We start from the raw sequence: 17874 nt of genomic DNA on the forward strand, positions 1-17874 counted from the left end.
GGCCGTGCTGCGCATGAACAAGCTCTAGACTGCCCCGATGAAGCAAGCCGCCCTTCTCCTGTCGCTCGCCGCCATGGCCGGTGCGCATGCCGAGCCCATCGGCTCGGTCGACACCGCCTTCAAGCTCATCGGGCCGGACCACAAGATCGTGGTCGACGCCTACGACGACCCCAAGGTGGGCGGTGTCGCCTGCTACGTGTCGCGTGCCAAGACCGGCGGCATCAAGGGCGCGATCGGCCTGGCCGAGGACAAGGCCGAGGCGTCCATCGCCTGCCGCCAGGTCGGCCCCATCAGCATCAAGCAGCCGCTGCCGGCCCAGGAAGAGGTGTTCAGCGAGCGCATCTCGCTGGTCTTCAAGCGGCTGCGCATCGTGCGCATGGTGGACTTGCAGCGCAACACGCTGGTCTACCTGACCTACTCCGACCGCCTCATCGACGGTTCGCCGCAGAACAGCATCACGGCCGTGCCGGTGGCGCGCGAAACACCCATCGCGATGAAGAAATGAGCTTCACCGAAGCCTTGTTCGCGCTGATGCCGATGCAGGCGCTGGCCGCCGCGCTGGTGCTGATCACCCTCGTCGGCTGGCACGGCGCGAACGCGGGCGGGCGTTGGGCGCAAGCCGGCATGGTGGCGCTGGCGCTGGGCCTGGCCTTGCCGAGCCCGATGTTGGGCGGCTGGGTGGCGGCACAGGGCCTCCACAGCATCGGCATCGCCGTCATCAGCGCGGGGCTGTCGGCGCTGTGGTGGGCGCTGGGCCTGTGGTTGACGCCGCGGCCCGGCCGCTGGGCGATGGTCGCCGCACCCGTGCTGCTGGGCACCGGCTGCGCGCTGCTGTCCAACGACCGCAGCGCGGCGCGAACGCTGGCAGACGTCGGCCTGGCCGCGCAGCTCGCCTGGCTGGGGGTGGCGCTGGCGCTGCCCAGCCGCAGCACTGTGCTGCAAGGCTTGAACAGCCGGCGCTGGCGCCTGCTGGGCCTGGCCGCCGTGCTGCCGCTGTTGGCCGCCCTGCTGTGCCGCGCCGCCGCCACGCTGCTGGGCCACGCGGCCCCGTGGGCCGACCTGCTGCTGGGGCTGGCCGGCCAGCTCGCGCTGCTGCTGAGCCTGCCCATGTTGCTGCTGGCCTGGCGCGGGCAGATCGAGGCCGAGCTGGCCCGCCTGGCGCAGACCGACGGCCTGACGGGCCTCATCGACCGCGCCGCCTTCACGACGCGCTCGGTCGACCTCATCTCGATGGCGCGCCGCTTCGACGAACCGCTGGCCCTGGTCGTGCTGGACCTGGACGATTTCGCCGCGCTGCAGGCCGAGCACGACATGGACGTCGCCGACCGCGCGCTGGCGCTGTTCGCCAGCTGCGTGCAGACCCAGATGCGGCTGGGCGACCTGGCCGGGCGCCTGGCCGGCGAGCAGTTCGGCGTGCTGATGGCGCGCTGCCTGCCGCAGGGCCCGCAGGCGCTGGACGGCCGGCTGCGCGCGGCGCTGGCGGAACGCGCGCCCGCCGAACTGGGCATGCAGCTCTCCTTCAGCGCCGGCTGGGCCAAGCTGCGCCCCGGCGACCGCGGCCTGGCCGACCTGCAACGCCGCGCCGAGACCGCGCTCTACGAGGCCCAGCGTGCCGGCAAGGGCCGCCTGATGGCCGAACCCGGGGTGGCGGATTGAGCACCTCCGACAACCTCGTCGACGAATGGGTGGGCCACAACCTGCTCGGCACCGACCCGGCCCTGCTGGCCGCGCTGCGCGGCGCAGCGCCCCAGGCCGTCGAGCCGCTGACCCGCTACGGCGCCGAACTGGGCAGCGCCGAGACGGCGCAACTCGCGCGCGATGCGAACCGCCACGGCCCGACGCTGCGCCAGCTCGATGCCCGCGGGCGGCGCGTCGACCTGGTGGATTTCCATCCCGCCTGGCACCAGCTGCTGGCGATGTACCGCCGCCAGGGCCTGGTGGCCGACGTCTTCGCCACCGAAACGCCCGGCCGCTGGGCCGCGTTCGCTGCCGGTTGCTACCTCCATGGTCAGGTGGAGGCCGGCAGCCTGTGCCCGGCCACGATGACGCAGGCGGCCATTCCCGTCCTGCACCAGCAGCCCGAGCTGTTCGCGCCGTTGCGCGACAAGTTCTTCAGCCGCGCGCACGACCCGCGCGAGGCGCCCATCAGCGACAAGGCCTCGATCTGGGTCGGCATGGGCATGACAGAGAAGCAGGGCGGCTCCGACCTGCGCCGCGTCACGACCACGGCCGTCGCGCAAGCGGATGGCAGCCACGCCATCACCGGGCACAAGTGGTTCTTCTCCGCACCCAGCAGTGACGCCCACCTGGTGCTGGCCCGCACGGAAGCCGGCCCGACCTGCTTCTGGCTGCCGCGCTACACGCCGGACGGCACGCGCAATGCCGTCCAGGTCATGCGCCTGAAGGACAAGCTCGGCAACCGCAGCAACGCCAGCAGCGAGGTCGAGTTCCACGGCGCCTGGGCGCAGCGGCTGGGCGACGAGGGCCGCGGCATCCCAACGCTGATCGAGATGGCCGGCTACACGCGGCTGAACTGCGTGATCGGCAGCGCCGCCTTGCTGCGTGCCGGCCTCGTGCAGGCGCTGCACAACGCCCGCGAGCGCTTCGCCTTCGGCCGGGTCCTCGCCGAACAGCCGCTGATGCAGAGCGTGCTCGCCGACGTGGCACTGGAAAGCGAGGCCGCGATGCGCCTGATGCTGCGCCTGGCGCGTGGCTTCGAGCAGGGCGAGCCTGGCTGGCAAAGGTTGATGACACCGGCCGCGAAGCTGTGGGTCTGCAAGCGCGCCATCGAATGCACCGGTGAGGCGATGGAGCTGCTGGGCGGCAACGGCTATGTCGAGGACGGCGTGCTCGCGCGGCTGTACCGCGAGGCGCCAGTCAATTCCATCTGGGAGGGCTCGGGCAACGTGATGGCACTGGACGTGCTGCGCGCGGTGGCGCGCGAGCCCGACGTGGCGCTGGCGCTGCTGGACGACTTCGCCGCCAGCGCCGACGCGCCGGTGCGGGCGGAGGCCCAGCACCTGCGCCGCCTGCTGACCGGCGACCCCGCCGCGCTCGAGCCGCAGGCGCGCCGCGTCGCCCAGGGCCTGGTGCTGTGCGCGCAGGCGGTGTTGATGCGCGAGCAGTCGTCGACCGCGGCCGCCGATGCCTTCATCGCGACGCGCTTCGTTGGCGATGGCCGGCTGATCGGCACGACGGCCGTGCCGCAGGCGGCGCAGATCCTGCAAGCGGCGCTGGCGTAGGCGCGGCCGGGCGGGCTGGCTTCCCAGCACTTGCAGGACTTCTCCGACACGCCGACGCGCCGCACGCCGATGCGGGCGAGGGGCCGCTTCGCCCATGCTTTCGGTGCGATTTCATCTTTCCACCGCCAGCCCGGAGCGCACCGAATGGCCGAGTACAGCACCCCCACCGAATTCACGACCTCGGCCGAGAGCGCCAACCACCCCTTGCTGTCGGCGCTGTCGCGCTGGTGGGCACCGGCCGCGGGCAGCCAGGCGCCGGACGCCGAGCTCGGCTATGAGTCGGCGCTGCCCTGGACGCTGGACGCGCCGGGCGACGGCCTCGCCGGCAACTGACCGGCCGGCTCCAAAAGCAAAGGCTGCAGGGCGTGAGCCCTGGCAGCCTTTTGCGCCAGCCCCGCGCCTTACTGGATCAGCCCGTTCTTCAGCGCGTAGTAAGTCAGGTCGCTGTTGGTCGCCAGCTTGAGCTTTTCCAGCACGCGCGTGCGGTAGGTGCTGACCGTCTTGACGCTGAGGAACAGCGCCTCGGCGATGTGGCCCACGGTTTCGCCCTGCGCCAGCCGCAGGAAGACCTGGAACTCGCGCTCGGACAAGGTCTCGTGCAGCGGCTTGTCCGACGCCGTCCCGGCGGCCCCGCCGCCCACGACGCTGTCGGCCAGCTGCTCCGCGACAGCCGGGCTGATGTAGCGCCGGCCGCGTGCCACCAGGCGGATCGCGTTGGCGATCTCCTCCGGATCGCATTCCTTGTTCAGATAGCCGCTGGCGCCTTGGCGCAGCAGCGTCGTCGCGTAGTGCGCCTCGGGGAAGCCGCTGAGGATGAGGACCGGCAGTTCGGGGAAGCGCGCCTTGATGGCCGCCAGCGCATCGACGCCGCTCTGGTCGGGCATGGAGATGTCCAGCAGCAGCACGTCCACCTCCCCGCGCCGTGCCATTTCCAAGGCCTCGTGGCCGCTGCCCCCTTCGCCCGTGACGCGCAGGTCGACATGGTCGGACAGGAACTGGCGCAGTCCGGTGCGCACGATGGCGTGGTCGTCGACGATGCCGATGCGGATCATGGTGGGCTTGATGTTGGCGGGGACGCAGCAGCGTAGCAGCCCGCGAGGCCCGCCGCGAGAGGCCGGTGTCCTACAAACGCGCCAGCGGTGTCCGACAAGGGGCCGCGCTACGGGACTATGCCTAGTCCAGGCGGCTGCTCCGATAGTCGGTTCACGGCCTTTCGGGCCGCCAACAAGGAGATACCCAAATGAACAAGCCCGTCCTGACCCTGGCCTTCACCACCGCACTCGTCGCCACGCTGGCCACCACGGCCGGCTGTGCCGTCACACGCAATCAGGAAACCGTCGGCGCCTACATCGACGACGCGACGCTGACGACCCGCGTCAAGTCCAAGTTCGCGGCCGACCCGGTCGTGAGCGCCATGTCCATCAGCGTCGAGACGATGAAGGGCACGGTCCAGCTGTCCGGCTTCGCCAAGAGCAACGAGGAACGTGCGACGGCCGAGAAGCTGGCGCGCGAGACCTCGGGTGTCGTCGCGGTGCGCAACGACATCGCCGTGCGTCCGTGACATCCGACGCGGGACGCGCCACCTAGGACAATTCCTACAGTGTGACGCGTCCCCGACGCTGCCGGCGCGTAGCCGAAGCGGTCCATACTTGACCCCCATCACGCCATACCGCCAATCACCGGGCCATGCCAGCACTCAAAGCTTTCATCGTCGAGGACAGCCCGGTGATCCTGGAAAACCTGGTCGCCACGCTGGAGGAGCTCGCACAGGTGGAAGTGGTGGGTTCCGTCGCCGACGAGGCGGGTGCCGTGCGCTGGATGAGCCGCGACCCCGAAGCCAACGCCGACCTCTTCATCGTCGACGTCTTCCTGCGCTCGGGCACCGGCCTAGGCGTGCTGCAGGCGGCCCAGCAGCTAGGCGTGCGCGCCCGGCGGGTCGTGCTGACGAACTATGCGACCGAGGAAATGCGCCGGCGCTGCGCGAGCCTCGGCGCCGAACGCGTGTTCGACAAGAGCCGCGAACTCGATGACCTGATCACCTATTGCGCCGAACTGGCTGAACATGTCGCGCCCCGCCCGGCTGCCGCAGCCAGCTGAACGCCTCGCGGTGCTGCGTCATCTCGACCCCTGGCTGGAAGGCGCCACCCGCAATCGCGGCATCGCCGTGGCGTTTGCCGCGCTGGCCGCCGCCGCCGTCATGGGTGTCAGCGAGGCGGCCTTCTGGGGCGCCGACCAGGCACTGAAGCAGTCCCAGGCCCGCCATCTCGCCCGCGACGACAGCCTGCGCCTGCGCGAGCTGCTGACCAACGCCGAGACCGCGCAGCGCGGCTTCCTGCTGACCGGCCGGGACGACTACCTGGCCCCCGTACAGCAGGCCGAGCGCGAGCTGCCGGCGGTGCTGCAAAGGCTGCGCGGCCAGTACGAAAGCTCGGACTGGGCGGCGCTCGTCGCCGACGCCAGCGGCCGCGCCAACGAAAAGCTGTCGGAGCTGCAGTTGGTCGTCAAGCTGTACCGCGACGGCAACACGCCGGCGTGGCAGGGGCTGGTGGAATCGGACATCGGCCGCGAGAAGATGCAGGCGGTGCGCGATGCCGTCACGCAGCTGGACCGGCATGAACTCGGCCAGATCGCCCGCGAGCGCGACGCGGTCACCCGCTCGCTGAACTACGGCCGCCTGGGCGTGCATGGGCTGACGCTCCTCAGCCTGTTCGGCCTGGCCGTCTTCCTGCGCCGCAACGAGGCCCTGCACAACGCGCGCCGCCAGCATTCGCAGGAGCTCGCCCGCGAGCGCGACCGGCTGGACGGCGAGGTGGCGCGCCGCACCGCCGAACTCACCGAGCTGGCCCGCCACCTGCAAACGGTGCGCGAGGACGAGCGCGCCCACTTGGCACGGGAGCTGCACGACGAACTCGGCGCGCTGCTGACGGCGGCCAAGCTGGACGTGGCCCGCATCCGCCGCATGACGCGCACCGCCGCGCCGGAGATCGACGAGCGCCTGCGGCACATGAGCGAGCTGCTCGACCAGGGCATCGCGCTGAAGCGCCGCATCATCGAAGACCTGCGCCCCTCGGCGCTGTCCAACCTCGGCCTGATCCCGGCGCTGGAGATCCTGACGCAGGAGTTCGCCCAGCGCTCGGGCCTGCAGCTGAGCCTGGAGCTGGCCGAGACCGTCACGCACGACGCCGACCGCCTGGCGCTGTACCGGCTCGTGCAGGAAGCGCTGACCAACGTGATGCGCCATGCCAAGGCCAAGCATGTGCGCGTGAGCCTCGGCGAGGCGGACGGCTGGCTGCAGCTGCACATCCGGGACGACGGCCAGGGCTTCAATCCCGATGCTGTCGGCGCCGGCCACCACGGTCTGCTGGGCATGCGCCACCGCATCGAAAGCCTCGGCGGCACCTTGCAGTTGCTGTCGGCCCCCGGACGCGGCACGCTGGTGCTGGCGCGTCTGCCGCGCCGCCCGCTGCCGGAGCCGGTGCCCCCGGCGCAGGCCGAGCCGGCAACGCCCGCCGCACCCGTTCCACCCGCGTCGCCGCAGGCCGAAGCGGCATCCTGAAGTCCTACAGGCCAAGCCTGTGGCTGCTGACAAGTCGGGGCAGGCCCGCCCTCGAAACTGACGCCAGATTCCCTCCCCCCGCGAGGGACGACTCAGACTCTTCCGTTCAGGAGGGCCTCATGCGATTCCCCAAATCCCTGCATGCCGAGGGTTGGCATACCCACCTGCACCAGTTGCGCTTGGCCGCCCATGACGACGGCCTGCCTTCCTCCCGCGAGCGCCGCGGCTTCCACGTGTTGACCGTCGTGGTGCTCGCTGGCGGCCTGCTCGCCAGTGCCGGCCTCACCTTCGTCGACGACCCGCGTCCGCTGGATGTGCAGCTGACCACCGCCATGCACACCGCTGGCGAGACGTTGCGGCATTGGCAGGGCCAGCTGTCGCGCGGCCTGCAGGTCTCACTGCGCGCCGTCGCCGACGGCAAGGACGTGCCACCCGCCGTGGCTGACGCCACTGCGGCACAGCCCACGTTGGTCGCCCACGCCACGCCGGCCATCGACGCGGATGACCGCGACCAGCCCGTCAGCGCCGAGCGCAAGCCGGAGCCGCTGGCAGCCGCTCGCTAATAGGCGCTGATGGGGGCGTACGCGCTGCTGGCCGCCTCCTCCGTGGCAGCGGCCAGCAGTTGCAGCAGCGGCTCGGGGCGGTGCAGCAGGAAGCCTTGCACCTCGCCGACGCCCAGCCGCACCAGCTCCAGCAGCACCTCGGGCGTCTCCACGCATTCGGCCACGGTCGTCAGGTTCAACGTCTGGGCCACATCGACGAAGCTGCGCACGGCCACCTGATCCAGCGGGTCGGTCATCAGGGCCTTGACGAACTGGCCGTCGATCTTCAGCACGTCCACCGGCAGCGCCTTCAGGTAGCTGTACGACGACGCGCCCGCGCCGAAATCGTCCAATGCGATGCGCGCCCCCAGCGCCCGCATCTGCGTGATGAAGCGCGCCGCGTCGCTGAGCCGCGTGATGACGGCGGTCTCGGTGATCTCCAGGCACAGCGCGGCCGCGCGCTCGGGCCCGAGCTGCAGCAGCAGCGCGCGCGCCTCCTGGTGGAACGCCGCGTCCTGCAGCGTCAGCCCCGACACGTTGACCGACAGCGACACGACATCCACCGGCCCGTCCTGTGCCAGCAGGGCGACGGCCTGGCGCAGCACCCAGCGGTCCAGGCGCGGCGCGATGTGAAAGCGCTCGGCCGCGGGCATGAACGCACCGGGCAGCACGCGGCTGCCGTCACGCTCGCGCAGGCGCAGCAGCAGCTCCCCGCGCAACCGGCCGTCGTCCTCGGCCCCCTGGGCCGGCAGCACGCGCTGCAGGTCGAGCTCGAAGCGGTCCTCGTCCAGCGCCTGCTGCAGCCGAGTCGCCCAGCGGTGCTCGCTCTGGTGGGCGCGCAGCGTCGCGTCGTCCGGCGCCCACACCTGCACGCGGTTGCGGCCCTGCTCCTTGGCGATCATGCAGCAGGCATCCGCCTCGCGCAGCGCCGCCTCGGCGTCGGGCCAGCGCGAATCCAGCGGCGCGACGCCGACGCAAGTGCCGATGCGAAAACGCTGCCCGGCATGCGCGTAGCGGTACTGGTCCAGCGCGTCGCAAAGCTTCTGCGCGACATGCAAGGCCTCGTCCAGCGAGCAGTTCTCCAGGATGGCCGCGAACTCGTCGCCGCCCAGCCGCGCCACCGTGTCGCGGCCGCGCACGCCAGCTTCCAGCCGCTGGGCCACCTGGCGCAGCACCTCGTCGCCGGCCGCATGGCCGCAGTGGTCGTTGATCAGCTTGAAGCGGTCCAGGTCGAAGGCCAGCAGCGCGTGATGGCTGCCGTCGCGCTGGGCACGCTCGAAGGTGCGGGCCAGGCGCTGGCCGAACTCACTGCGGTTGACGAGCCCGGTCAGGCCGTCGTGGCTCGCGCGCCAGCGGATCTCGTCGAACTGGCGGCGCTGCTGTGTCACGTCGCGGAAGACCAGCACGGCGCCCAGCACCCGGCCGGCGGCGTCGCGGATGGGCGCGACCGAGTCGTCCACCGCGCGCAGTTCGCCGTCGCGCGCCAGCAGCATCGCGCCGCCGGGCATGCGCGTCGGCCGGCCGGTGGTCAGGCAGCGCTGCACGGGGTCGGGCAGCGGTTCGGGGCTGTCCTCGCGCTGCGCCCGGAAGACGTGGCTGGACGGCTGGCCGCGCGCCTCGGCGGCGCTCCAGCCGGTCAACCGCTGGGCCACCGGGTTGAGCCAAGTGACGCGCCCGCCGGCGTCGGTCGTCAGCACGGCATCGGCGATGGACTGCAGCGTCACCTCCAGCAGCTCGCGCTGTTCCGCCAGCTGCTGTTGCAGCAGCCGCTCCTCGCTGACATCCCAGCACACGCCCGACAGCCGCAGCGGCCGTCCACCACCGTCACGCAGCATGCGGCCACAGCCCCGCAGCACGTGCACGCTGCCATCGGGCCAACAGACCCGCCATTCGCCTTCGATCTGGGGCTCGCCGCGCAGCGCGCCGTGCAGCGCATGCACCGCGGCGCGGCGGTCCTGGCGGTGCAGGCGGCGGCGCCAGGCGGCCAGGTCGATGCGCTGGCCGTGCGGCGGCTCGCCGTGCAGACGCCACATGGCGTCGTCCCAGGCCAGCGCGCCGGCGCGCAGGTCGAGATCCCAGACGCCGATGCCGCCGCCGTGCGTGGCTAGCGCCAGCCGGTCGACGGTGCGCTCCAGCTCGGCGCGCACCTCGGCCGGCTCGGTGACATCCAGCATGACGACGCCAACCCGGTCGCCATCGCCGTCCAGACCGCCCACGACACGCATGACGCGCCGGCCCCTGGCGCCTGCATCGCAAGGCAGTTCCACATCCCACCCCTGGCCGTCGGCCACGGCACGGCGCAATGCCGCGTCCAGCATGGCGGCGCCGTCTGGGCCGAAGCGCAGCAGCAGCGCCGCCAGCGTCGGCACCTGGCCCAGCGGCAGGCCGAGCAGTTCGCAGGCCGAGTCGGACAGCACCAGCGCGTCGCTGTGGGCCTGCCATTCCCACGCCCCGACGCCGGCCAACCGGCTGCAGCGTTCCAGGAAGCGGGCGTTCTGCGCCAGCGCCAGTTCCGCGGCCACCGTGCGGTCGGGCGCGTCGTCGCACGGGGGCGCGCCCGTCCGCAGGGGTTCACTCATCGATGTGCTCCAAGCCAGGAAGAGCAAGCTTGATGCCGGGCGGCGCGCCGGCCTTGTAGGACTGGGCCGTGTCTGCCCTTTGTTACAGCGCCGCTGCCAACGGCGCGCGGGGCGCTGACGTTCCAATACGCGCAACGGCTCAGCCGCCTTCAAGGAGCCCCTCATGACCCAACCTTCCACCCGCCCCGTCCGCTGGCTCGCCGCCGGGTTCCTCGGCCTGGCCGCGCTGGCTGCCGTGCCCGCTGCGCAGGCGACCGACGTCGGCGTGTCCATCGGCTTCAGCCAACCCGGCGTCTATGGCCGTGTCGACATCGGCCGCTATCCGCAACCGATGCTCATCGCGCCGCAGCCGGTCTTGATCGGCCGGCCGGCCTACCGGGAGCCCGTCTACCTGTGGGTGCCGGTGGAGCACCGCCGCGACTGGCGCCGCCACTGCTACCACTACGGCGCCTGTGGTGCGCCGGTGTATTTCGTGCAGGACAACTGGTACCGCCAGAACGTCATCGTCCATCGCGACCATGACGGCTGGCGCCGCGACGAATGGCGCGACCACCGCCATCACGGCCACGGCCACGGCCACGGTCGGGGGCACGGCCATGGCCATGGGCATGGCCACCGCGACTGATCCTGCGTTGCCCGTCAAAGAGGGCGCGGGAGGCGGTGTCACCACTGCTCCCGCGCCTGTCATCACCGCTTCTGCCGCAGCCGGAAAGGCCTGGCAGATCGGGCGAGGCGGTCATGCTCGATGCAATGAAGCCCTCGCGGTGATGGCAAGGCAATGATGGGCGACGCCAGCCGCGCTGCGGTAAGCAGGTATTGCGCCCACCACGAGGCAGCGAACCGCGCGCAGCGTCTGTTACCCAACCCGCGAATTTCGGGCGCTAACGCTTGGGCAGCGGATAGCTCGCCAGACTCGCGTAACCCTTCGTCGACACGGCCTGCACGCCGAAGATGACGTTGTCCTTGGACACCGGCAGCGTGGCGCGGCCGACCTTGCCCACATCCTTGAACTGCTGCCAGGCGGCCGAGTCGGTGTCGCGCCAGACGACGCGGTAGCTGGCCACCTCGGGGTCGTCGCTGGCCGCCCATTCCAGCGTGGAGTCGTTCGTCAGCCCGCTGGCGTCCAGCCGCACGCCCCTGGGCGGCGCGGGGGCCCAGGCCAGCGTCGCCAGGCCCGCGAGGTTGGCGCGCGCCACGTCCGCGACGTAGGGGAAGTCGACGAACTCCGGCAGGTCGCCGTAGACCATGCCGTTTTCCGTGCGGGGGTTCTGGTGCTGGTGGGCGAAGTTCTCGAACGGCTCGCTGAAACGCACCGCCGCATAGCCGCGCTCCAGGAAGGGGATGTGGTCGCCGCCGCGCAGGTAGCGGTCGCGGCGCTGGATCAACTGCACGGTGAAGCCGGGCATCGCCGCTTCCGCCGCGGCCTTCAGGTGACGGCCGAGCTGGTGGGTGGGCAAATCCTCGTTGGCCCCCGCCTGCAGCAGCGGCAGCAGCTCGGCCTGCATCGCGGCAAAAGCCTTCTGGTCGGCCGCGTTGGCCGGGCGGTTGGCGTTGGCCAGCGTCAGCAGCCGCACCAGCGGGTCCAGCCCATCGGCGAACAGGCGCAGCCGATTCGGGTCGTGCTGGCCCGCGTCGCCGCGCGAGCTGCCGACGATGTCGTTGGTGATCATGGCCTCGACGTTGAGCGCCGAAGCGCGCGCATCCCGGGCCCACTGCGCGGCGCCAAGCAGGCCCTGCTCCTCGCCGGGCACGGCCATGAAGACAAGCGTCGCGTCGAACTGGCGCTTGGCCATCACGCAGGCCAGTTCCATGACGGCCGCCGTGCCCGAGGCGTCGTCGTTGGCGCCGGGCGCTTCGCCCAGTGCGTCCATCACGTCGCTGTTGCGCGAGTCGTAGTGGCCGCTGACGACCAGCGTGCGCCCCTTGCTGGCGCCGCGGCCCGGCAGCGTCGCGACGACGTTGACCAACTCGGTCGGCTGGTTGACGCGGTTGCCGGCCGGCTCGATGAAGCTTTGCTCCTCCACCTGCAGCCGTCCGCCGGCCGCCCTGGAGCACGCCGCCAGCTCGGCGGTAATCCAGCGCCGCGCCGCGCCGATGCCACGCGTCTCGGAGGCGATGTCGGACAGCGTGTGCCGCGTGCCGAAGCCGACGAGCTTGCGGATGCGCGCCTCGATGCGTGCCGGGCTGACCTCGGCCAGCATGGCCTGCAGTTCGTCGGCGGGTAGGGGCTGGGCCTGGGCCGCGACGGCGGACAGCGCCAGGGCGAGAGCGGTGAAGCGAGCTTGCATCCGAACGATTCTGCCCCCTTGCCGCGCCGGCCAGCTTCTTCTACGCTGGCCCCAACCAAGGAGAGTCCGATGAGCGCTGAAAGCCTGGATTCACGAGTGAGCGCGATCCGCACGGTCGCGCTGGTCGGCCCGGCCGCGGCCGGCAAGACGCTGTTGCTGGATGCGCTGCTGGCGCATGCCGGCGTCATCCCGCAAGCCGGCAGCATCGAGCGCGGCAGCACGGTGAGCGACCACGATCCGCTGGAGAAGCGGCTGGGGCACTCCTTGCAATCCAGCCTCGCGCACTTCACACACGGTGGCATCCGCGTGCATGCCATCGACACGCCCGGCGCGCCGGACTTCGTCGGCCAGGCGCTGCCGGCGCTGGAGGCGGCGGACACGGCCATCGTCGTCATCAATGCGCAGAACGGCATCGAGCTGATGGCGCAGCGCCTGCTGACCGCCGCTGGCGAGCGCGGCCTGGCGCGGCTCATCGTCGTCAACAAGATCGATGCGCCGGATGTCGACCTGCCTGGCCTGCTGGCGCAGATCCGCGAGGTCTTCGGCAGGGAGTGCCTGCCGCTCAACCTGCCCGCCGATGGCAGCCAGCGGGTGGCGGACTGCTTCTTCGCAGCCTCGGCCGGCCTGGACATCCAGGCCGATTTTTCGTCCGTGGCCGACGCCCACCGGGCGCTGGTGGAGCAGGTCGTGGAGGTCGACGCCGCCTTCGTCGACCGCTACCTGACCGACGGCGACGTCGACCCTCGCGAGCTGCACGCGCCGCTGGAACAGGCCCTGCGCGAGGGCCACCTGATCCCGGTCTGCTTCTGTTCGGCCAAGACCGGCGCGGGCATCGGCGAGCTGCTCTCCGCGATCGAGACGCTGATGCCCAACCCGGCCGAGGGCAACCCGCCGCCCTTCCTGGAAGGCAAGGGCACCGAGCCGCAGCCCTACCCGGCCCGGCCCGACCCGGCCGCCCATGCGCTGGCGCATGTCTTCAAGATCGTCGCGGACCCCTATCTCGGCAAGATGGGCGTCATGCGCGTGCACCAGGGCCGCGTGGCCAAGGGCGGCCAGCTGTTCGTGGGCCATGCGCGCAAGCCCATCCGCGTCGGCCATCTCTTCATGCTGCAGGGTGCCCGGCATGTCGACATCGAGGAGGCGCTGCCCGGTGACCTCTGCGCGATTGCCAAGGTGGAAGACCTCGCCTTCGATGCCGTGCTGCACGACGCCCAGGAGGACGAGCACATCCACCTGAAGCCGCTGGACTTCCCGACGCCTGTGCATGGGCTGGCCATCAGCCCCGCGCGGCGCGGCGACGAGCAGAAGCTCTGGGAGGTGCTGAGCCGCCTCGTTGACGAAGACCCCTGCCTGCGCATCGAGCAGGCGGGCGAGACCCACCAGACGCTGGTCTACGGCCTGGGCGAGCTGCACCTGCGCCTGCTGCTGGAGCGGCTGCGCGAGCTCTACAACGGCGAGGTCGTCACCGAACCGCCGCGCATCGCCTACCGCGAAACGATTTCGGCGCCTGCCGAAGGCCACTACCGCCACAAGAAGCAGAGCGGCGGTGCCGGCCAGTTCGGCGAGGTCTACCTGCGCGTGGAGCCGCTGGCGCGCGGCGCTGGCTTCGAGTTCGTCGACGCGGTCAAGGGCGGCACCATCCCCGGCCAGTTCATGCCAGCGGTCGAGAAGGGCGTGCGCTCGGCGCTGGCCAGCGGCGTCATCGCCGGCTACCCGCTCGTCGACCTGCGCGTCGTCGTCTACGACGGCAAGCACCATTCGGTGGACAGCAAGGAGATCGCCTTCGTCACCGCCGGCCGCCGCGCGCTGATCGAAGCGGTGCGGGAAGCCAAGCCGCTGGTGCTGGAGCCCATCGTGCAGGTCGAGATCACGGCGCCCGAGCACAGCATCGGCGACATCACCGGGGACCTGGCCTCGCGCCGCGGCCAGGTCAACGGCACGCGCGCCGCCGTGCCGGGCAGCCTGATCGTGCAAGGCCTGGCGCCGCTGGCGGAGCTGGCCAGCTACCAGTCGCGTCTGAACGCGATCACCGCGGGCGAAGGGCGCTACACGCTCGTGCTGTCGCACTACGAGGCGGTGCCGCCGAACACGCAGGCCGCCCTCGTCGGCGCCTACCGGGCGGGCGACGAAGGCGACTGAGGGTCAGTGCCCCGCCTTGCCGGCGGTGCCGCTGCCCTTCTTCTTGGCCTGCTGGTCCTTGTCGATCTCGGTCTCGGTGTGCATCACGCACAGCCATTCGCCGTCCTTGCGCATCCACACCGACGAGTCGGCCATTTCCTGTTCGACCTCCTTGGTGTCGCCGCGCTGGGCGATCGCCTGCTTGACGCGGTAAGTCAGCACGGCCGTGTCCTCGCTGGGGTGCATGACCTGCATGTCGCTGAGCTTGAAGGACTTGATGACCATGCCGCCCTTCTCGGCCATCTCGCGGTACTGGGCGTGGTCGAACTGCATCGCGCCGTGCGAACTCACCATCAGCGAGGGTTCGTTCAACATCGAGAGCGCGGTGTCCGTGTCCTCGTCCACCATGGATTGCCAGAACTTCTTTTCCAGTGCGATGAGCGTGTTGTCGGCAGTGCGCATGTCAATCTCCTGACGGCCTAAAACCTGAATATGGGCGCCAGGCCCGGCGGGGTCCGTAGGAAATCTCATCGGGTGCCAGTGGGAACCCTCCTACGGGCGCCTGCAGAGCAAGACGCATTTATCATTGCAGCCCATGCCCAGCGCCCCCCGCGACGTCGCGCAGATCCGATTGGACAACGCGATGCGCCTGTTCGAAGAGTTCGTCAGCGCCACCGTCAAACACGCCGATGCGGCCACCTTGCGTGGCCTGGAGCGGCGTTTCGCCGAGCGGCTGCAGATCCAGCCCAGCTACTGGAGCCAGATCAAGGGCCGCTCGCGCCAGATCGGAGAGCGGCTTGCACGGCAGTTCGAGCAGCTCTGCCACAAGCCGCCGGGCTGGATGGACCTGGAGCACGGCACCCGCGCCGCGACGCCGGCCTCGTCCATGGCCGCGGCCTTTGCCCCGGTCGCGGCGCCCGCCACGGTGGACGCGTCGCCGAGCACCCCGCAGGACGACGACGAGCGCTTCATCGTCGGCCTGGTGCTGACCTACTACCGCCGCCACCCGCAGCGCGCCCGCACGCGGCTGCTGGACCTGCTGGGCGAGGTGCTCACGCCCGAACCCGCCGCAGCACCGCGACCGGTGGCCAAGACCCCGCCCCCCAGCCCGCAGGCAGAGCTGGACGAGTGGCGCAAGCTGCAGTCGCACATCGCGCCGCTCAAGCCCAAGAAGCGCTGACCGCCAACCGCGCCCCTGACCGGGCGCCTCCCGCACGTTAGGGGTGTTGGATAAAAGCTGCTTGCGCAAGAGAAACGTTTGTTTATCATTTGCGCAAGTCGTGCTGCTGAAGTCCCGCGCACACGGCGAGGTCGCACACCCCAATAGCCCCTGACCGCCCGGCCCGCTCGTCTCGACGCACAAGCCCCGGGCACTCCCTCCATCGTCCGCAAACGCAAAGCCCTCACGGGCCGAGCCGCTGCATTGCCCGCCGCCTTGCGCGGCCCCTACCGGAGCTTTCCATGCCCCAGTTCACCTCTCCCCGTCCGATGCAGATCAAGGCACTCAAGCCGCGCAATCCGCTGGTGGCACCGGCCCTGAAACGCCAGGCCGGCCGGCACCAGAGCGCCACCGACGCCCATGCCCAGCGCCAGCAAGCCCGCCTCGAACTGCGACGCCTGCTGCGCGACCGCTTCCCCGACGAAAGCCCCTGACACCCGTGCCGCCGCCCGCCCCTCATCCATGTCATGAGGGCCGGCCAGGCGCCCAAGGAGACCCTCATGAGATTGATCGAGTTGCGCGGCCCCGACGCCGCCGAAACCTACCAGGCCTGGGCCCTGCGCTGGACCCGCCTGAAGCGCGCGGCACGCGCCATCCGGCTGGTGTTCTCGCCCGCCTACCGTAGGCGCCGCCGCGCCCGCAGCCAGCTGGAGTTCTACGCCGAGGCCGGCGCGCCCGAAGGGGCGCTCTATGTCGACGGCCAGCTCGTCGCCCAGCTGGACGGCATCCGCAGACTGTGAACTGAGCCGCAAAACGGGGTCGCATGCGAAGACCATGCAATCCCGCATCGGCCTAGCATCGGGCCATGTCCGACCGCCTGCGCCTGACCGCCCCGCTGCCCACGCTCGACGCCTGGGTCGACGCCTTCGCCCGCGCGGAGATCCCGGTGCTGGCCGAGACGGCCGAGTCGCTGGAGCACATGCGCGCGACCGAGGACGACGTCGATGCGAACGGCCTGGGCGAGATGATCGCGTCCGACCCGTTGATGACGCTGAAGGTGCTGGCCCATGCCCACACGCTCAGGCGCGGCAGCAGCACCGGCCTGCGGGCCGCGCCCGAGACTGTCACCGGCGCGCTGGTGCTGATGGGCATCACGCCGTTCTTCCGTGCCTTCGGCCCGCAGCCGACGCTGGAGGACGTGCTGTCGGACCACGAGGCCGCGCTGCTGGGCCTGTCGCGCGTCCTGCAACGCGCCGAGCGCGCCTCGCGCTACGCGCTGGCCTTCGCGGCCCATCGCGCCGACCCCGATGCCGCCATCCTGCACAGTGCCGCGCTGCTGCACGACTTCGCGGAGATGCTGCTGTGGGTGCATGCGCCGGATCTGGCATTGCAGATCGCCGCGCTGCAGGAGGCCGACCGCCAGCTGCGCAGCAACGCGGCCCAGCGCCAGGTGCTGGGCATCGAGCTGGCCGACCTGGAGCAGGCCCTGATGAAGCGCTGGCAGCTGCCGGAGCTGCTGACGCGCATCACCAACGACAAGCATGAGCGCGATCCGCAGGTGCGCTGCGTCTACCTGGCCGTGCGCCTGGCGCGGCACACGGCCCGGGGCTGGGACGACGCCGCCGTGCCGGACGACCTGCACGACATCGCCGAGCTGCTCAACCTCAGCGAGTCGCACGCCCTCAAGCTACTTCACGAATTCGACTGACGGCGGCGGCGCCAGGCCACCAGCCCGCCCAGCCCCAGCAGGCTCAGCACGGCCGTGCTCGGCTCGGGCACCGGGGTGGCGGTGAAGTTGGCGTTGTCGGGCGCGAAGTCCGCAATGGCGGTGAAGCCGGCGAAGGCGCTGTCGCGCGGCCACAGGTTCCAGGTGTAGTCCAGCTTGTTGGCAAAGCCGGTGCTCGGCAGCAGGCTGCCGCTGACGGTGGCCGTGATGGTGTTGCCACTGAGCATGACCGAACCGCCCGGCAATGCGCCGGCACCGGCCACGGTACCCGTGCCGTCGGGGCGCAGCAGGATGACGCGGTCGAAGCGCACGCCGGTGATGCCGTTGGCCGCGAAACCGGCCGCGCCCGCGCCGCGGTTGACGCCCCAGACGTACAGGCCGGTGGCCGTGCTGCCGACGGCGCCGCTCATCGTCGCGGTCAGCGTGAAGACGTCGGTGCCGGCGTTGTAGAAGACGCTGGCGCCCAGCACGTCCAGGTCGGTGCTGGCGCTGCTGCCGGCGAACGTGGCCAGGAAGTCGCCGGGGCGGTCGGTGATGCCGTCGAGGGCGTGGCTGGCCAGCGGCAGCGCGAGCAGCGTGGCGGCGGACAGGGAGGCGAGAAGGCGCATGCGGAACTCCTGGTTGGGGTGGTGGCTGGATGGCGGCCGTGATGGCCCGCCTTGGA

Annotated in this window: 19 protein-coding genes; 14 read left to right on the top strand and 5 right to left on the bottom strand. The window is 71.1% G+C overall.

Features of this window, described 5'->3' with window-relative positions; genetic code table 11:
- The first annotated feature begins 37 nt into the window (after positions 1–37).
- The 4 genes from ASD35_RS12090 to ASD35_RS12105 all read left to right on the top strand — a co-directional run bounded on the left by ASD35_RS12090 (position 38) and on the right by ASD35_RS12105 (position 3575).
- Positions 38–505, top strand: coding sequence for a CreA family protein (locus ASD35_RS12090; protein WP_056875188.1), 468 nt, complete (start codon positions 38–40; stop codon positions 503–505).
- Positions 502–1656 carry a GGDEF domain-containing protein gene (locus ASD35_RS12095; protein ID WP_056875189.1) on the top strand — a complete coding sequence of 385 codons (1155 nt, stop codon included), beginning with the start codon at positions 502–504 and terminating at the stop codon, positions 1654–1656. Before ASD35_RS12090 ends, ASD35_RS12095 begins: the two co-directional genes overlap by 4 nt.
- Positions 1653–3242: an acyl-CoA dehydrogenase family protein gene (locus tag ASD35_RS12100; protein WP_056875190.1), complete on the top strand. Its 1590-nt coding sequence runs from the start codon at positions 1653–1655 to the stop codon at positions 3240–3242. The genes ASD35_RS12095 and ASD35_RS12100 overlap by 4 nt, the downstream gene beginning before the upstream one ends.
- Before the next feature lie 144 nt (positions 3243–3386).
- Entirely contained in the window at positions 3387–3575 is a 189-nt protein-coding gene (locus ASD35_RS12105) for a hypothetical protein (protein ID WP_056875191.1), read from the top strand.
- A gap of 68 nt (positions 3576–3643) precedes the next feature.
- Here ASD35_RS12105 and ASD35_RS12110 read toward each other — a convergent pair whose 3' ends face one another.
- Positions 3644–4294, bottom strand: coding sequence for a response regulator transcription factor (locus ASD35_RS12110; RefSeq protein WP_056875192.1), 651 nt, complete (start codon positions 4292–4294; stop codon positions 3644–3646).
- A gap of 188 nt (positions 4295–4482) precedes the next feature.
- Between ASD35_RS12110 and ASD35_RS12115 the strand changes: the two genes are divergently transcribed.
- The 4 genes from ASD35_RS12115 to ASD35_RS12130 all read left to right on the top strand — a co-directional run bounded on the left by ASD35_RS12115 (position 4483) and on the right by ASD35_RS12130 (position 7361).
- The gene (locus ASD35_RS12115; protein ID WP_056875193.1) at positions 4483–4803 is read left to right on the top strand and encodes a BON domain-containing protein; all 321 of its coding nucleotides are present in this window, start codon (positions 4483–4485) and stop codon (positions 4801–4803) included.
- Positions 4804–4928: 125 nt separating this feature from the next.
- Complete coding sequence (locus tag ASD35_RS12120) at positions 4929–5339, top strand: response regulator transcription factor (RefSeq protein ID WP_056875194.1); 411 nt, start codon at positions 4929–4931, stop codon at positions 5337–5339.
- Positions 5305–6798 (top strand): CHASE3 domain-containing protein, encoded by a 1494-nt coding sequence (locus ASD35_RS12125; protein WP_056875195.1) that lies wholly within the window; start codon positions 5305–5307, stop codon positions 6796–6798. The genes ASD35_RS12120 and ASD35_RS12125 overlap by 35 nt, the downstream gene beginning before the upstream one ends.
- 119 nt (positions 6799–6917) lie before the next feature.
- Positions 6918–7361: a hypothetical protein gene (locus tag ASD35_RS12130; protein ID WP_056875196.1), complete on the top strand. Its 444-nt coding sequence runs from the start codon at positions 6918–6920 to the stop codon at positions 7359–7361.
- Here ASD35_RS12130 and ASD35_RS12135 read toward each other — a convergent pair.
- Positions 7358–9919: an EAL domain-containing protein gene (locus tag ASD35_RS12135; protein WP_056875197.1), complete on the bottom strand. Its 2562-nt coding sequence runs from the start codon at positions 9917–9919 to the stop codon at positions 7358–7360. The two genes, ASD35_RS12130 and ASD35_RS12135, sit on opposite strands and share 4 nt — an antisense overlap.
- A gap of 163 nt (positions 9920–10082) precedes the next feature.
- On the opposite strand from ASD35_RS12135, the gene ASD35_RS12140 reads away from it, so the two are divergent.
- Positions 10083–10544, top strand: a complete 462-nt coding sequence (locus ASD35_RS12140; protein WP_056875198.1) for a hypothetical protein — start codon at positions 10083–10085, stop codon at positions 10542–10544.
- 256 nt (positions 10545–10800) lie between these two features.
- Here the strand turns inward: ASD35_RS12140 and ASD35_RS12145 are convergent, their stop codons facing one another.
- On the bottom strand, positions 10801–12207 hold the full coding sequence (locus ASD35_RS12145) for a M28 family peptidase (protein ID WP_056875199.1): 1407 nt from the start codon (positions 12205–12207) through the stop codon (positions 10801–10803).
- Between the two features lie 69 nt (positions 12208–12276).
- Between ASD35_RS12145 and fusA the strand changes: the two genes are divergently transcribed.
- Positions 12277–14346: an elongation factor G gene (gene fusA, locus ASD35_RS12150; protein ID WP_056875200.1), complete on the top strand. Its 2070-nt coding sequence runs from the start codon at positions 12277–12279 to the stop codon at positions 14344–14346.
- Between the two features lie 3 nt (positions 14347–14349).
- On the opposite strand, the gene ASD35_RS12155 is transcribed toward fusA, so the two are convergent.
- Entirely contained in the window at positions 14350–14787 is a 438-nt protein-coding gene (locus ASD35_RS12155) for a nuclear transport factor 2 family protein (RefSeq protein ID WP_056875201.1), read from the bottom strand.
- Between the two features lie 133 nt (positions 14788–14920).
- Here ASD35_RS12155 and ASD35_RS12160 point away from each other — a divergent pair, with 133 nt between their 5' ends.
- The 4 genes from ASD35_RS12160 to ASD35_RS12170 all read left to right on the top strand — a co-directional run bounded on the left by ASD35_RS12160 (position 14921) and on the right by ASD35_RS12170 (position 17192).
- On the top strand, positions 14921–15505 hold the full coding sequence (locus ASD35_RS12160) for a hypothetical protein (protein ID WP_056875202.1): 585 nt from the start codon (positions 14921–14923) through the stop codon (positions 15503–15505).
- A gap of 281 nt (positions 15506–15786) precedes the next feature.
- Entirely contained in the window at positions 15787–15978 is a 192-nt protein-coding gene (locus ASD35_RS27165; protein ID WP_157275516.1) for a hypothetical protein, read from the top strand.
- Between the two features lie 66 nt (positions 15979–16044).
- Positions 16045–16284, top strand: coding sequence for a hypothetical protein (locus ASD35_RS12165; RefSeq protein ID WP_157275517.1), 240 nt, complete (start codon positions 16045–16047; stop codon positions 16282–16284).
- A gap of 65 nt (positions 16285–16349) precedes the next feature.
- A complete protein-coding gene (locus ASD35_RS12170; protein WP_056875204.1) occupies positions 16350–17192 on the top strand; it encodes an HDOD domain-containing protein in 843 nt (280 codons plus the stop codon).
- Here ASD35_RS12170 and ASD35_RS12175 read toward each other — a convergent pair.
- Positions 17177–17818 (bottom strand): PEP-CTERM sorting domain-containing protein, encoded by a 642-nt coding sequence (locus tag ASD35_RS12175; RefSeq protein ID WP_056875205.1) that lies wholly within the window; start codon positions 17816–17818, stop codon positions 17177–17179. The genes ASD35_RS12170 and ASD35_RS12175 overlap by 16 nt on opposite strands.
- Positions 17819–17874 lie beyond the last annotated feature (56 nt).

This window comes from Pelomonas sp. Root1444, assembly GCF_001426885.1.
In the GTDB taxonomy this organism is placed as follows: Bacteria; Pseudomonadota; Gammaproteobacteria; order Burkholderiales; family Burkholderiaceae_C; genus Pelomonas.

Bases quoted from the DNA above. Each gene is read 5' to 3' on its own strand.
- ASD35_RS12090 (WP_056875188.1), top strand. From the start codon at position 38: ATGAAGCAAGCCGCCCTTCTCCTGTCGCTCGCCGCCATGGCCGGTGCG.
- ASD35_RS12095 (WP_056875189.1), top strand. From the start codon at position 502: ATGAGCTTCACCGAAGCCTTGTTCGCGCTGATGCCGATGCAGGCGCTG.
- ASD35_RS12105 (WP_056875191.1), top strand. From the start codon at position 3,387: ATGGCCGAGTACAGCACCCCCACCGAATTCACGACCTCGGCCGAGAGC.
- ASD35_RS12110 (WP_056875192.1), bottom strand. From the start codon at position 4,294: ATGATCCGCATCGGCATCGTCGACGACCACGCCATCGTGCGCACCGGA.
- ASD35_RS12115 (WP_056875193.1), top strand. From the start codon at position 4,483: ATGAACAAGCCCGTCCTGACCCTGGCCTTCACCACCGCACTCGTCGCC.
- ASD35_RS12120 (WP_056875194.1), top strand. From the start codon at position 4,929: ATGCCAGCACTCAAAGCTTTCATCGTCGAGGACAGCCCGGTGATCCTG.
- ASD35_RS12125 (WP_056875195.1), top strand. From the start codon at position 5,305: ATGTCGCGCCCCGCCCGGCTGCCGCAGCCAGCTGAACGCCTCGCGGTG.
- ASD35_RS12130 (WP_056875196.1), top strand. From the start codon at position 6,918: ATGCGATTCCCCAAATCCCTGCATGCCGAGGGTTGGCATACCCACCTG.
- ASD35_RS12135 (WP_056875197.1), bottom strand. From the start codon at position 9,919: ATGAGTGAACCCCTGCGGACGGGCGCGCCCCCGTGCGACGACGCGCCC.
- ASD35_RS12140 (WP_056875198.1), top strand. From the start codon at position 10,083: ATGACCCAACCTTCCACCCGCCCCGTCCGCTGGCTCGCCGCCGGGTTC.
- ASD35_RS12145 (WP_056875199.1), bottom strand. From the start codon at position 12,207: ATGCAAGCTCGCTTCACCGCTCTCGCCCTGGCGCTGTCCGCCGTCGCG.
- fusA (WP_056875200.1), top strand. From the start codon at position 12,277: ATGAGCGCTGAAAGCCTGGATTCACGAGTGAGCGCGATCCGCACGGTC.
- ASD35_RS12155 (WP_056875201.1), bottom strand. From the start codon at position 14,787: ATGCGCACTGCCGACAACACGCTCATCGCACTGGAAAAGAAGTTCTGG.
- ASD35_RS12160 (WP_056875202.1), top strand. From the start codon at position 14,921: ATGCCCAGCGCCCCCCGCGACGTCGCGCAGATCCGATTGGACAACGCG.
- ASD35_RS27165 (WP_157275516.1), top strand. From the start codon at position 15,787: ATGCCCCAGTTCACCTCTCCCCGTCCGATGCAGATCAAGGCACTCAAG.
- ASD35_RS12165 (WP_157275517.1), top strand. From the start codon at position 16,045: ATGAGATTGATCGAGTTGCGCGGCCCCGACGCCGCCGAAACCTACCAG.
- ASD35_RS12170 (WP_056875204.1), top strand. From the start codon at position 16,350: ATGTCCGACCGCCTGCGCCTGACCGCCCCGCTGCCCACGCTCGACGCC.
- ASD35_RS12175 (WP_056875205.1), bottom strand. From the start codon at position 17,818: ATGCGCCTTCTCGCCTCCCTGTCCGCCGCCACGCTGCTCGCGCTGCCG.